Genomic DNA, 12,525 nt, shown 5'->3' on the forward strand with positions numbered 1-12,525 from the left:
AAGCAGATCGATAAGCAACACGCGCATAACAAGGAGTAGAGATGGACGTGACTATCATCGGGGCAATTTTGTTGATCATCGTTATTGCGATTGCGGCGCAGACGATCAAGATCGTGCCGCAGCAACACGCATGGGTGCTGGAGCGGCTCGGCCGGTATCACGCGACCCTCACGCCGGGGCTGACCATCGTCGTGCCATTCGTCGACCGCGTGGCCTACAAGCACGTGCTGAAGGAAATTCCGCTGGAAGTGCCGAGCCAGGTCTGTATCACGCGCGACAACACGCAGTTGCAGGTGGACGGCGTGCTGTACTTCCAGGTGACCGACGCCATGAAGGCGTCGTACGGATCGAGCAACTTCATCTACGCGATCACGCAGTTGTCGCAGACCACGTTGCGTTCGGTCATCGGCAAGCTCGAGCTCGACAAGACCTTCGAAGAACGCGACTACATCAATCACAGCATTGTCACGTCGCTCGACCAGGCCGCGGCGAACTGGGGCGTGAAGGTGCTGCGTTATGAAATCAAGGATTTGACGCCGCCGAAGGAAATCCTGCACGCAATGCAGGCGCAAATTACGGCCGAGCGCGAGAAGCGGGCGGTGATTGCTGCGTCCGAAGGTCGCAAGCAGGAGCAGATCAATATTGCGTGGGGCGCGCGCGAGGCGGCCATCCATAAGTCCGAAGGTGAACGTCAGGCGCAGATCAACCAGGCCGAAGGCGAGGCGTCGGCCATTCTGGCGGTGGCCGTGGCGAATGCTCAGGCAATTGAGAAGATCGGCGCGGCTATCCAGACCGCCGGCGGTATGGAAGCGGTGAACCTGAAGGTGGCCGAGCAATATGTCACTGCGTTCGGGAACATCGCGAAGCAGGGTAATACGCTGATCGTGCCGGGGAATTTGTCGGAGATGAGTTCGATGATCGCGTCGGCGCTGAGCATTATCAAGGGCGACGGAACGGCGGGCGGCGTGCTCCGCAAGAGCTGAAGTTTTACGTGGAACCCGCTGGCTGATTCAGCCGGCCGAATCAAAAAAGGGCGTCGACTTATATGGTCGGCGCCCTTTTTGCGTTGGATATGCTCATTGTCATGCTGGTGGTGCTCAATGCTTGGCACCGCGCATGATTTGGGCCTTTTCGCGTTCCCAGTCGCGCTTTTTCTCGGTTTCGCGCTTGTCGTGGAGCTTCTTGCCCTTCGCGAGGCCGATCTCGCATTTCACGCGACCGCCTTTGTAGTGGAAGTTCAGCGGGACGAGCGTGTGGCCTTTCTGCTCGACCTTGCCGATGAGCTTCGAAATCTCTTCGCTATGGAGCAGAAGTTTGCGTGTGCGGACCGGGTCTGGATGGATGTGGGTCGATGCTTCAGGCAACGGGCTGATGTGTGCGCCGATCAGGAACAGTTCGCCGTCACGAATGATGACGTAGCCTTCCTTGATCTGGCCGCGGCCGGCCCGGAGCGCCTTGACTTCCCACCCTTCCAGCACGAGCCCCGCCTCGTAGCGATCCTCGATGAAGTAATCGAAGAAGGCTTTTCTGTTGTCGATGATGCTCATGAATGAAAAGTGCCTAACTCGTTTAAAATCCTGATTTTAGCAGCGTGGGCGAGGTAAAGCCCGCAAAGCTTCCCACTCTTGCCACGCGTTGCGCCCTTTATGGCAGATGTCCAGAAAACTGTATTGATCCGTCATTCTGCAGAGCAGATGTTCGACCTCGTCACCGATGTCGCCGATTACCCGAATTTCTTGCCATGGTGTGGAGGCGTGGAAGTAGGCCACCACGACGAGCACAGCATGGAAGCGAAGATCCACATCAATTTCAAGGGCATCAAGCAGCATTTCGCCACTCGCAACGTGCATACGCGGCCGACCACCATCGATATGGAGTTCATGGACGGTCCTTTCAAGAAGTTCACCGGATATTGGCGGTTCACGCCGTTGCGGGCGGACGCCTGCAAGATCGAGTTCGCGTTGCACTACGAGTTTTCGAACATCATTCTCGAGAAGATCATCGGGCCGGTTTTCAGTCACATTGCGCACACGTTCGTGGATTCGTTCGTGAAGCGCGCCGATCAGCGGTATGGAAAGTGATGACTCTGTCCGTCGAGGTTTGTTATGCGTTGCCGGAGGGGAAGAGCGCGGTGCGTGCGCTTTCCCTGGGCGAAGGGGTGACCCTGAGGGAAGCTATTGAAGCGAGTGGATTGCTCGTGCAATTTCCCGAGATCGATCTGAACGTGCAGAAAGTGGGCGTTTTCGGAAAAATCCAGGCGCTGGATGCCGTGCTCGCCGATCACGACCGGGTGGAGATTTATCGGCCGCTGAAGGTCGATCCGAAAGTGGCGCGGCAAAGGCGGGTCGAGAAGACGCGGCGCGGCGGGTCCATTGAAGGGCGCCGGTGGACGCGTAAGGAAGCGCGATAAGGGCGATCGGCTTCCGGCCGGCATCCGCAAAACCGAACTTGTATCGAACATAAATCGAGCGAAAAACCGAAACGGCGGTGCAAATAGCCCACCGGGCAAAGGTCCGCAAATTGCGTCGGGAAACGAGAAACGCCGCGTAACCTGCTGTTCGGGCAGTGAAAATCCGGGGAACTATCGGTATAATTCGGTTTTGCGCCCATAGGATTTGCCATGCGTCTGATCCAGAAAGCACTCACGTTCGATGACGTGCTCCTCGTGCCCGCGTTTTCCAATGTTCTCCCGCGTGACACCAGCCTGAAAACCCAGGTTACCCGCAAGATCTCCCTGAATATGCCCCTGTTGTCCGCCGCCATGGACACAGTGACCGAAGGCCGCCTCGCAATCGCGATGGCCCAGCTCGGCGGCGTCGGCATCATCCACAAGAACCTTACCGCTGCCGAACAGGCCCGCGAAGTCGCGAAAGTAAAGCGCTTCGAATCCGGCGTGGTGCGCGATCCGATCACCGTTCCGCCGCAAATGAAAGTGCGCGACGTGATCGCTCTCACGCAACAGCACGGTATTTCCGGTTTCCCGGTGGTGGAAGGGCAGCAACTGATCGGTATTGTCACGAACCGGGACCTGCGCTTCGAAGAACGTCTCGACGACGAAGTGCGCAAGATCATGACGCCGCGTGAACGTCTCGTGACCGTCAAGGAAGGCACGCCGCTCGCCGAAGCCAAGGCGCTGATGCACAGCCATCGGCTGGAGCGCGTGCTGGTCGTCAACGACTCGTTCGAATTGCGCGGCCTCATGACCGTCAAGGACATCACCAAGCAAACCGAACATCCGGACGCCTGCAAGGACGAACACGGCAAGCTGCGCGCTGGCGCGGCAGTGGGCGTGGGTCCGGAGAACGAAGAGCGCGTTGAGCTGCTGTCGGCCGCGGGCGTGGACATCATCGTCGTGGATACGGCGCACGGTCACAGCCAGGGCGTGCTCGAACGCGTGCGCTGGGTTAAGCAGAACTATCCGCACATTGAAGTGATCGGCGGGAATATCGCCACGGCTGCAGCCGCGAAGGCGCTCGTGGAGTACGGTGCGGACGGCGTGAAGGTCGGTATCGGCCCGGGTTCCATCTGCACGACGCGGATCGTGGCGGGTGTCGGCGTACCGCAAATCACGGCGGTGGCGAACGTGTCGGACGCATTGCGCGGTTCGGGCGTGCCGGTGATCTCCGACGGCGGCGTGCGTTTTTCCGGCGATGTCAGCAAGGCGCTTGCAGCCGGCGCGGACGCCGTCATGATGGGCAGCATGCTGGCCGGCACGGAAGAATCCCCAGGCGACGTGTTCCTGTTCCAGGGCCGCCAGTTCAAGGCGTATCGCGGCATGGGTTCGGTCGGCGCGATGAAGGACGGTGCGGCGGACCGGTATTTCCAGGACAACTCGGCGAATATCGACAAGCTCGTGCCCGAAGGCATTGAAGGGCAGGTCGCGTACAAGGGCTCGGTCAACGCCATCCTGTTCCAGGTGGTCGGCGGCGTCCGGGCTAGCATGGGATATTGCGGCTGCCGCAATATCGCCGAAATGCACGACAAGGCCGAGTTCGTCCAGATCACGGGCGCCGGCATGCGCGAGTCGCACGTGCACGACGTGCAGATTACGAAGGAAGCGCCCAACTACCACGTGGACTGACCATGAAACCGCTGCTGCGCGCCGTTCTTGTCATCAATGCACTGATTTTCGTGGCGTTTGGCGTGTTGTTCCTGCTGACGCCATGGGCGGCTTTGTGGGCATCGATGCATCTCGTGACCGTGCAGCCGCCGTTTGTCGGACAGTTGTTCGGGGTTGCGCTGATCGGCCTTGCGTGGCTTGCGGTTCATGCTGCTGTCGATGGCGCGCTGACTGCGACGGTCGCCAAGGTTTCCGGGCACGTGGAGTGGTTGTCGGGCCTGGTGATGATGGTCTGGCTACTCGGGCTGCGTACGCCCGAGTTGACGGGGTTTGGTCAGGTAATCGCGGCGTTGGTGGGCGTGGTCATGCTGGTGCTGGGGCTTGGCAGCGTGAGGCTGTCAGGTGCGGTGCGGCGGCGCGAGCGCGCCGCGCTAGCCGGCGCTGCTGCGGCTGAGCGCGCCGAGAAACGCGCGGCGAAGACCCAGGCGGAAGAGCGTGTAGAGCGCGTGACTCCGCCGCCGAGGCCTTTGTCGTCCGATCCCGTCGCACCAGCGAATCCTCGCTGGGATAGCGAGCTGGTCGAGCCGGTCGTGGGCGAGGCCATTCCACGTTCCGCAGCGCCGGCGCCATCGGCTACCGCGTTTGATCCTGCTACCGGACATGCTATCGATCCGGCCACGGGCCGCACGCTTGATCCCGCCACTGGCCGTGCGTTCGATCCCGTCAGCGGTCACAAGATCGATCCTGAAACCGGTCGCCCGATTGACCCGGTCACCGGCCGTACGGTGGATCCGGTCACCGGCCAGTTTATCGATCCAATTCGCCGCGATCCGCGCTGAGGGTTGTACACGCAGTCCCGGAGGCTGCGTCGGGTCGATCGAACATTGATCGGGTAACGGAGCGTCGCGGTTCGTTGTATCGATGAATCTGTCTTGCTTCGGTCGGCAACAAGCGCCGGCCGTTGAACTTTCTGCGTGACGTGACGCGCGGGACATCGTTCCTGCTGCTTGCGTTATCGTTTTTGCGTTTTTGCCAACTATTTCCGTTCACTCGCCTTCCGGCCGCTGCCATGCACGACAAGATCCTGATTCTCGATTTCGGCTCCCAAGTCACCCAGTTGATCGCACGACGCATCCGCGAATCACATGTGTATTCGGAGATCCATCCGTACGACGTCGATGACGCGTTCATCCGCGAGTTCGCACCGAAGGGCATCATTTTGTCGGGCGGTCCGAACTCGGTCACCGAACTCGGTTCGCCGCGTGCGCCGCACGTTGTCTTCGATCTCGGCGTGCCGGTGCTCGGCATTTGCTACGGCATGCAGACGATGGCCGAACAACTCGGCGGCAAGGTTGAGCTCGGCAATGTCCGCGAATTCGGTTACGCCGAAGTGCGGGCGCATAACCACACGAGCTTCCTGAACGGCATTGAAGACTTCCAGACGGCTGAAGGTCACGGCATGCTGAAAGTGTGGATGAGCCACGGCGACAAGGTGTCGGACATGCCGGTCGGATTCAAGCTGATGGCATCTACACCGGCTTGCCCGATCGCCGCCATGGCCGACGACGAGCGCCATTTCTACGGCCTCCAGTGGCATCCCGAAGTCACGCACACGGTGCAGGGGCGCGCGATGCTCGACCGCTTCGTGCTCGAGTTGTGCGGCGCGCGGCCGGACTGGGAGATGGGGCACTACATTGATGAAGCGGTGGAGAAGATCCGCGCGCAAGTTGGCGATGAGCACGTGATCCTGGGCTTGTCGGGCGGCGTGGATTCGTCGGTGGCGGCGGCGCTTTTGCATCGTGCGATTGGCGCGCAGTTGACGTGTGTTTTTGTTGATCATGGGTTGCTGCGGTTGAACGAGGCCGAGCAGGTCATGACCACGTTCGCCGATCACCTTGGCGTGAAGGTGATTCATGTTGATGCAAGCGAAGTGTTTTTGTCGAAGCTTGCCGGGGTCACGGATCCTGAGGTGAAGCGGAAGATCATTGGCGCCGAGTTTGTTGAAGTGTTCCAGACGGAAGCCAACAAGCTGAAGGACGCGCAGTGGCTCGCGCAAGGGACGATTTACCCGGATGTGATCGAGTCGGCAGGCAAGGGCAAGAAGGGCCACACGATCAAGAGCCATCACAACGTGGGCGGTTTGCCTGAGACGCTGAACCTCAAGTTGCTTGAGCCGTTGCGCGAATTGTTCAAGGACGAAGTGAGGGAGCTGGGCGTGAAGCTGGGGCTGCCGCCGGCGATGGTTTATCGGCATCCGTTCCCCGGACCGGGTTTGGGTGTGCGGATTTTGGGCGAGGTGAAGAAGGAGTTCGCCGAACTGCTGCGCCACGCGGATGCGATTTTTATCGAAACGTTGAGGAATACGTTCGATAAGGAATCTGGGAAGTCGTGGTACGAGCTCACGAGTCAGGCTTTTGCGGTGTTCCTGCCGGTGAAAAGCGTGGGCGTGATGGGCGATGGGCGGACTTATGAGTATGTGGTTGCTCTCCGGGCCGTGCAGACGCTGGACTTCATGACCGCGCAATGGGCACATCTGCCGCATGAGTTGCTAGGGCATGTTTCGAACCGGATCATTAATGAGGTTCGTGGGATTAATCGCGTTGTTTATGATATTTCGGGGAAACCGCCGGCTACGATCGAGTGGGAGTGAAAAGGATAATATTCTTTCCTTCTTGGCCTGATAAGGTTGTAATATTACCTTTATGGCCAAGAAGACCGCCCCCTTGCTTCCTGCTACCGAGCTGCGATTGCAGCAATTCGGGGAGCGTTTGCGCCTGGCTCGCCTGCGTCGCCGCTTGACCGGCAAGCAGGTGGCCGAGCGTGCGGGTATGACGCCGATTACGTTGCGCAGCCTCGAAAAGGGCAGCTCGGGAGTCACGATCGGTGCTTACCTGGCGGTTATGCAGGCGCTGGGCGCTGAGAAGGACCTCGATCTCCTGCTTACGGATGACACGCTCGGTCGCGACTTGCAGGATGCAGCACTGGCGCGGCGCTCAAGCCGAACAAAGCAAGCTGCGGCTTTGCCACCAGAGCGTCGAGCGTCACCTTCGCCTCAGAACCCAACCCTGCCAGAGCCGGTCGACCCAAGCGAGTGGGTGGCTGATCACGCATTCGTGAGCGTTGAAAGACTGGCGTCCCTTCTCAAGTCGCCCAATTCAAAGAAAAAGGGACCGGCGAGATGAGCGAGGGGTCGGTTGGAATTTATGCAGACTGGGACGGTCTTACCGAGCCGCTGCGCTTGGGGCTGCTCTATTCGCGTCGTGCGGTTGCTCGGGAAGTATTCGAGTACGAATTTGACGCCGACGTGCTGGTACGTCCCGATATGGCGGGTTTTAAGCTCGATCCCCGGCTCGGATGGTTTGCAGGCCGACAGTATCCGCCGTCGGGCCAGGAGACGTTTGGTGTTTTCGCCGACGCCAGCCCGGATCGCTGGGGGCGAGTGCTGATGCGCCGCCGTCTTGAGCGGGCGCAGCGTGCCGGCCAGGTTGATTCTAAGGCCCGGCTCTATGAATCCGACTATCTCTTAGGCGTGCATGATATGTATCGTGCCGGGGCACTTCGTTTTCGACGCGACGATAAGGGCCCATTTCTAGACGATCAGAACGATATCGCTGCTCCTCCCTTCGTGCAGTTGCGCGCGCTGGAGGCCGCGAGCTTGGCTTTGGAGCGCGACGAAGACAATACAGCGAGCGAAGCGGACGAGTGGCTGCGGATGCTGATCGCGCCTGGCGGTTCCTTGGGGGGGCCCGACCCGAAGCCAGTGTGGTAGATCCGAACGGCCACCTATGGATTGCGAAGTTTCCCAGCGTTCGAGATGAGTTCGATGTCGGAGCATGGGAAATGGTGGTGTACACGCTGGCCAAGGCCTGCGGCCTGGATGTTCCCGACGCACTGGTACGTCGGTTCAATAGCACCTATCACACCTTTTTGGTCAAACGCTTCGATCGCACGGGAGCGGGACGGCGGCGGCACTTTGCTTCTGCGATGAACCTGACCGGCCATCAGGATGGCGACGATGCTTCGACTGGCGCCAGCTATCTGGAGATCGCGCAAGTGTTGATGACAGATGGTGCTCGTACGGGTGCTGATTTGCGCGAGCTATGGTCGCGCATCGTTTTTAATCTGCTGGTATCGAACACGGACGACCACCTGCGTAACCACGGGTTCTTGCTTGAGCCGGGTAAGGGGTGGGCGCTGTCCCCTGCGTTCGATATGAATCCCGTACCGCACGCGCATGGATTGAAGCTGAATATTAGCGGGATGGACAACGCGATGGATTTGGAGTTGGCACGGTCAGTGGCGCCTTATTTCCGCTTGTCCACGAGCGAGGCTAACGAAATTATCAGTCAGCAGCAGCAACTCATTTCGCAATGGCGAACTATCGCGACATCCTTGGGTATTCCGACCCAGCAGCAACGACAATTTTCGACCGCCTTTCGGTTATCTGAGCGATGGGCGAGCGGATAAGCGGTGAGTGGGATCGTCGAAATCAGCACTGGATCATTCCGTAGATGTGTCGCACAAAACATCCCGCGAGACTCTGGTGATAGGCAGATATGACCGACGGTCGGGGCCGGGAGGGCGCGCGAGCTGGACTACGGCGTGTCCTTGTCCCTCGCAGAGGCACGCTTGCCGCACGGCCGGGCGCGCAGGTCCGTCGAACAGGGGGCGAGCCCTTCACGCTCCAAAGTTGAAGAGAGGCCCGAAGCTGCCGATGCGCTAACGTTCGAAAAATGGGCGGAGAAGTACTTCGCCGGGGCTCATCTGGCCTCACGTCCAGCGGATAGTGCAGGCGCTTGAGTACCTTCGCTACGCCGGCAGGCAGACCTTTTCTCGCAGTCGCCTTCTTCATATCGCGCTTCACTTCACGAAAATATCCGCCTGGATTTACTCCTGCACCCCTGGCGCGACACAACCCACAACGGCAAGGCGGTAGAGCGGGTCAGTGCATTGCCCGGCGCATCGCTTGGATATTCCGGGAAAGTCGATGTCGAAGATAGGCTTTTCTAGAACCGGAAATTCATGTTGGCGAACACCTTGTAGCCTTTCGGAACGGTCGCCTTGTCCGGTCCGCTGGGGCCGCCTGACGCGGTGGCGATTACGTCCTTGGTGGCCCAGACGTTCACCGAAACAGGGCCAAAGTTATAGCCAACCATGCCGCCCAGCGCAAAGAGATTGTAGCGGTCTACGTTGATGGCGTTATGGTAGAACGCGCTCGACGTATCGTTGCTGACCTGGCCAATATAAGAAGCAAGCGGGCCGATGTTCCATTTCCCGATCTGTTTGGTAAATGTGAAATCGGCATGCAGGATGTCGCCGGTCCTGTAGCCCGTCTTTGTGTTTGGGGTGTTCATCTCGACCGAGAAATTGCCGGTCAGATTCCAACCGTACTTCAAGTAGGAAGCGCTGATCGCAGGCTGGATGATCCACCAGGGAGCGCCGGGGTTGGCGAGCCCATTCGCGCCCGAGATGGTCCCGTCTGGAACGGTGAACCCTACGCCAGCTTTTACGTAAACGCCGCTGTTGCCTAGTTGCCAGCTCAACTGGCCCGGAGAAATGAACGTGTTGTGCAAGCCTCCACTCGTCGCATTGAGCGGAGCGCCGGAGTCAGCCATCGTGAAGGGCTGGACGATGAGCGCTTCATAGTTCGCGCCAAGAAACGTCCAGCCCGGCGACCAGAGCAGAGCAGACACGGCCGACGCGACACGAAGTGGCGTGGCTCCGGTGGGGTCGCCTGGGCCTGCGCGGTGAGCCTGCGCGGTGTACATCTCTTCCAAGCCGTATAGACCCGGTGGCGCCGCGGACGCATTCATTGTCATGGTAACGCCAGGCGGCGTCGACCAGCCCGGGTAGCCGACCTCGTAGGCCATGGCCGATGGCGCCGCGCAGATTCCCGCGAACGTCAACACCGCATACAAACAACACTTGCGCATGTACATCTGTCTCCTCCATTTTTACGCGGCTATCAAAGTCGTGGTTTTATATACAAAGTCACTAGGTGACATGGTCAGTTTAGTATTAACGATCATTCCACGGATGCCGGCATCAGAGTCTGCATTCACCTATTGACAGCGGCGAAAGCAGTGGATATGGAAAGCATGTTGCGCACGCAACGCAGTGCTTCCGTTCCGTTCAAGTCGATGATAAAGTGACATAGTCACTTAGTGACATAGAAATTAGAGATCACCGCGGCCGTCTTGGCGCAACCTTGAAGGAGACACCATGCTTGAACCAAACAAGATATTTGCGATGCTTGCTCGCAAGGAAATCCCGTTAGGAATGCAGTGCTTTACCGGGGACCCCGCATTGATCGAGGTTCTCGGTCTGACTGGCTTCGACTTCGTCATGCTCGACGGAGAGCACTCGGGCAACGACGTTCGGGCACTTGACGATCTCATCCGGATCAGCGATCAGGCGGGTCTTGTGCCGTTCGTGCGGGTGCCCGAGCGCACCGACGAGATCGGCATTCGACGCGCGCTGGAAGCGGGTGCGAAGGGGATCTTCCTGCCGATGATTCGCACGGCAGACGACGTGAAAGAAGCGGCGTCGTCGGCATTCTTCCCACCCATGGGCACGCGCGGAATCTGTCCGGCCACACGTGCGGCGGGCTTTGGGTTCAGGAACTTCGAGGCGTATGCAAACTGGAACAACACCGAAGTTGCACTGATCCCAATGATTGAGCATCCAGACGCCGTCGAGAACATCGACTCAATCTGCGCGCTGGACGAGGTCCGGATGATCGTGTTTGGGGCAGGCGACCTGGCTTATGCAATGAACGAGGGCACGTTGATGATGAAGAGCCCGCTCGTCCAGGCGGCTTATCGAAAGGTGCTCGAGACCGCGAAGCGTCACGGCGTAGCCGTGATCGGCGGCCCGGTGCTCGATCCGACGCCAGCAGCGTGCCGCAAGGCGCTTGATGACGGCATCACGGTTTTTTGTCTCGGTCTCGACACCCTTGGCTTCAGGCGCTTCTGCGAGCAGACGGTGGCAGCGCTCAACGCAGGTGTCGCAGGGAGCGCCTTCGCGCGCAAACCAGCCCCGGAAAGCGGCTTCAAGGATTGACACGCAGCAACGGAATCAAACTTCAGGAGAACATCATGGCTAAGTGGAAGCGGTATGTAGTAGGCCCGGATCAGAATGGGAAGTCGGCAGTCCTCATGGAAGAAGCCACGAACGTGCAGGAGCAGCCGGGAATCTTTTATCGGGTCACCTTGTGGAGCACGCGGGAAGTGCCGGTCGACAACACCATCACGACCGACCGGGGAAACGAAACCAGCACGCGTGAGCCGTTTCCCGGCGGCCTGCTATTTCGTGCGCTCGAGATTCCGCCCGATACGGACGACAAGGACAAGCATATTGAAACGCTCAGGAAGCTTAACGTCGAGGTCAAGCAAAAACACCCTCCGACCGAGGAAGACCTCGCCCGCCATCCGAGCATGCATCGTACGGACACGCTCGACTGCCTGACCTGCATTAAAGGCGAGATCTATCTGGTCACCGATGTCGACGAAGCATTGATGCGTCCCGGCGATTCAGTGGTGATCCGCGGCACCAACCATGCATGGAGCAACCGTTCCGGCAAACCCTGCTTGCTGGTGGGCTGCATGATCGACGCCACCCGCTGACCAGCTCGTCGGCGCGACGGCGGCTAGAGGCGGATCGAGAGAAACTCCTTGAGCCTCATCATCGCGTCGGCGGCGGCATCCCGATCGTAGCCTGCACGCACGGGCGAGTAGCGCGACGCCAGTCCCAGCAGCCGGTTAGGCGGCCGGTTCATGAACCCGTGGCCCACATTGGGATAGACCTTAAGGTCGCACGGCACTCCGAGCCTGCCGAGCTCTGCCGCGATTCCAGCCGCATGCGGTGTCATGATCCTGTCTTTCGCGCCGAAACTCGCCATGACCGGACATGTCCCATCGAGCGACTCCGGTGCGGGTCCATAGAAGTTTGCCGCCGCACGGAACAAGCCAGTCTTCGCCAGCAGCATCGCGAAGCCCCCGCCGATGCACAGCCCCAGCACGCCGATCCGTTCCGGCGCCACAAAATGCTGTTCCCGAAGCCAGGTCCTGGCGGCGAGGAGGTCGCTGGACGCTCTCCCGTCGCCGCGCGACAGGTCCGTGACGAGCCTGCGAATGCACCCGAGCCAGTTCCCGCGCGCGAACAGGTCAGGGATCACCAGTACATAGCCCCCGGCCGCGATCTCGCCGGCGATACGCTTCATTTCATCGTTCAGACCGAACGCTTCATGCACCAGTATGAGCGCTGGAAATTGCCCCGGCGATCGTGGACGGATTAGATGGGCTGGCATCAGGAAGCCATCGGGGCATCGATATTCCACGCTCTCATTCTCTGTTTGCATTACTGCTCCTTCGGTGTCGGTCTATCTGTGTCAATAGGTACAAGCCGCGGTTCCGGGCGCTTTCTTCTCGCTTTCCTAATATACTATACTGACAAAGTCACCAGGT

The 12,525-nt window shown here is 59.6% G+C and carries 14 protein-coding genes and 2 pseudogenes; 12 read left to right on the forward strand and 4 right to left on the reverse strand.

Annotation, left to right across the window (positions count from 1 at the left end; genetic code table 11):
* The first annotated feature begins 41 nt into the window (after window positions 1-41).
* Window positions 42-983: an SPFH domain-containing protein gene (locus AWB69_RS17285; RefSeq protein WP_062086852.1), complete on the forward strand. Its 942-nt coding sequence runs from the start codon at window positions 42-44 to the stop codon at window positions 981-983.
* Window positions 984-1,097: 114 nt separating this feature from the next.
* Here AWB69_RS17285 and smpB read toward each other — a convergent pair whose 3' ends face one another.
* Window positions 1,098-1,547: an SsrA-binding protein SmpB gene (smpB, locus tag AWB69_RS17290; RefSeq protein ID WP_047896703.1), complete on the reverse strand. Its 450-nt coding sequence runs from the start codon at window positions 1,545-1,547 to the stop codon at window positions 1,098-1,100.
* A 99-nt stretch (window positions 1,548-1,646) separates the two neighbouring features.
* On the opposite strand from smpB, the gene AWB69_RS17295 reads away from it, so the two are divergent.
* The 9 genes and pseudogenes from AWB69_RS17295 to AWB69_RS49440 all read left to right on the forward strand — a co-directional run.
* Window positions 1,647-2,081, forward strand: a complete 435-nt coding sequence (locus AWB69_RS17295; protein ID WP_062086854.1) for a type II toxin-antitoxin system RatA family toxin — start codon at window positions 1,647-1,649, stop codon at window positions 2,079-2,081.
* Entirely contained in the window at window positions 2,081-2,410 is a 330-nt protein-coding gene (locus AWB69_RS17300) for an RnfH family protein (RefSeq protein WP_062086856.1), read from the forward strand. The genes AWB69_RS17295 and AWB69_RS17300 overlap by 1 nt, the downstream gene beginning before the upstream one ends.
* Before the next feature lie 210 nt (window positions 2,411-2,620).
* Entirely contained in the window at window positions 2,621-4,081 is a 1,461-nt protein-coding gene (gene guaB, locus AWB69_RS17305; RefSeq protein WP_062086858.1) for an IMP dehydrogenase, read from the forward strand.
* A gap of 2 nt (window positions 4,082-4,083) precedes the next feature.
* Window positions 4,084-4,899 carry a hypothetical protein gene (locus tag AWB69_RS17310; protein WP_062086860.1) on the forward strand — a complete coding sequence of 272 codons (816 nt, stop codon included), beginning with the start codon at window positions 4,084-4,086 and terminating at the stop codon, window positions 4,897-4,899.
* Window positions 4,900-5,129: 230 nt separating this feature from the next.
* Window positions 5,130-6,710 carry a glutamine-hydrolyzing GMP synthase gene (gene guaA / locus AWB69_RS17315; RefSeq protein WP_062087052.1) on the forward strand — a complete coding sequence of 527 codons (1,581 nt, stop codon included), beginning with the start codon at window positions 5,130-5,132 and terminating at the stop codon, window positions 6,708-6,710.
* Between the two features lie 73 nt (window positions 6,711-6,783).
* Window positions 6,784-7,242, forward strand: coding sequence for a helix-turn-helix domain-containing protein (locus AWB69_RS17320; RefSeq protein ID WP_231937147.1), 459 nt, complete (start codon window positions 6,784-6,786; stop codon window positions 7,240-7,242).
* Window positions 7,239-7,829: a hypothetical protein gene (locus AWB69_RS49430; RefSeq protein ID WP_231937148.1), complete on the forward strand. Its 591-nt coding sequence runs from the start codon at window positions 7,239-7,241 to the stop codon at window positions 7,827-7,829. Before AWB69_RS17320 ends, AWB69_RS49430 begins: the two co-directional genes overlap by 4 nt.
* Window positions 7,823-8,527 (forward strand): type II toxin-antitoxin system HipA family toxin, encoded by a 705-nt coding sequence (locus AWB69_RS49435; protein ID WP_231937149.1) that lies wholly within the window; start codon window positions 7,823-7,825, stop codon window positions 8,525-8,527. The genes AWB69_RS49430 and AWB69_RS49435 overlap by 7 nt, the downstream gene beginning before the upstream one ends.
* A gap of 61 nt (window positions 8,528-8,588) precedes the next feature.
* A pseudogene (locus AWB69_RS49440) lies at window positions 8,589-8,830 on the forward strand (site-specific integrase); the annotation flags it as partial.
* Between the two features lies 1 nt (window position 8,831).
* Here the strand turns inward: AWB69_RS49440 and AWB69_RS48700 are convergent.
* Window positions 8,832-8,912, reverse strand: a pseudogene (locus AWB69_RS48700) (IS6 family transposase); the annotation flags it as partial.
* Window positions 8,913-9,066: 154 nt separating this feature from the next.
* Window positions 9,067-9,993 carry a SphA family protein gene (locus AWB69_RS17330; RefSeq protein ID WP_197500263.1) on the reverse strand — a complete coding sequence of 309 codons (927 nt, stop codon included), beginning with the start codon at window positions 9,991-9,993 and terminating at the stop codon, window positions 9,067-9,069.
* 289 nt (window positions 9,994-10,282) lie between these two features.
* Between AWB69_RS17330 and AWB69_RS17335 the strand changes: the two genes are divergently transcribed.
* Together AWB69_RS17335 and AWB69_RS17340 are read left to right on the forward strand one after the other, a co-directional pair.
* Window positions 10,283-11,122, forward strand: coding sequence for an HpcH/HpaI aldolase family protein (locus AWB69_RS17335; protein WP_062086866.1), 840 nt, complete (start codon window positions 10,283-10,285; stop codon window positions 11,120-11,122).
* A 35-nt stretch (window positions 11,123-11,157) separates the two neighbouring features.
* The gene (locus AWB69_RS17340; RefSeq protein ID WP_062086868.1) at window positions 11,158-11,685 is read left to right on the forward strand and encodes a cupin domain-containing protein; all 528 of its coding nucleotides are present in this window, start codon (window positions 11,158-11,160) and stop codon (window positions 11,683-11,685) included.
* A 23-nt stretch (window positions 11,686-11,708) separates the two neighbouring features.
* On the opposite strand, the gene AWB69_RS17345 is transcribed toward AWB69_RS17340, so the two are convergent.
* Window positions 11,709-12,419: a dienelactone hydrolase family protein gene (locus tag AWB69_RS17345; protein WP_062086870.1), complete on the reverse strand. Its 711-nt coding sequence runs from the start codon at window positions 12,417-12,419 to the stop codon at window positions 11,709-11,711.
* Window positions 12,420-12,525: the final 106 nt, after the last annotated feature.

Origin of the sequence: Caballeronia udeis (assembly GCF_001544555.2) — a bacterium.
GTDB classification, from domain to species: Bacteria; Pseudomonadota; Gammaproteobacteria; order Burkholderiales; family Burkholderiaceae; genus Caballeronia; species Caballeronia udeis.

Bases quoted from the DNA above. Each gene is read 5' to 3' on its own strand.
- AWB69_RS17340 (WP_062086868.1), top strand. From the start codon at position 11,158: ATGGCTAAGTGGAAGCGGTATGTAGTAGGCCCGGATCAGAATGGGAAG.
- AWB69_RS17345 (WP_062086870.1), bottom strand. From the start codon at position 12,419: ATGCAAACAGAGAATGAGAGCGTGGAATATCGATGCCCCGATGGCTTC.
- AWB69_RS17295 (WP_062086854.1), top strand. From the start codon at position 1,647: ATGGCAGATGTCCAGAAAACTGTATTGATCCGTCATTCTGCAGAGCAG.
- AWB69_RS17330 (WP_197500263.1), bottom strand. From the start codon at position 9,993: ATGCGCAAGTGTTGTTTGTATGCGGTGTTGACGTTCGCGGGAATCTGC.
- AWB69_RS17310 (WP_062086860.1), top strand. From the start codon at position 4,084: ATGAAACCGCTGCTGCGCGCCGTTCTTGTCATCAATGCACTGATTTTC.
- AWB69_RS17285 (WP_062086852.1), top strand. From the start codon at position 42: ATGGACGTGACTATCATCGGGGCAATTTTGTTGATCATCGTTATTGCG.
- smpB (WP_047896703.1), bottom strand. From the start codon at position 1,547: ATGAGCATCATCGACAACAGAAAAGCCTTCTTCGATTACTTCATCGAG.
- AWB69_RS49430 (WP_231937148.1), top strand. From the start codon at position 7,239: ATGAGCGAGGGGTCGGTTGGAATTTATGCAGACTGGGACGGTCTTACC.
- guaA (WP_062087052.1), top strand. From the start codon at position 5,130: ATGCACGACAAGATCCTGATTCTCGATTTCGGCTCCCAAGTCACCCAG.
- AWB69_RS17335 (WP_062086866.1), top strand. From the start codon at position 10,283: ATGCTTGAACCAAACAAGATATTTGCGATGCTTGCTCGCAAGGAAATC.
- guaB (WP_062086858.1), top strand. From the start codon at position 2,621: ATGCGTCTGATCCAGAAAGCACTCACGTTCGATGACGTGCTCCTCGTG.
- AWB69_RS17300 (WP_062086856.1), top strand. From the start codon at position 2,081: ATGACTCTGTCCGTCGAGGTTTGTTATGCGTTGCCGGAGGGGAAGAGC.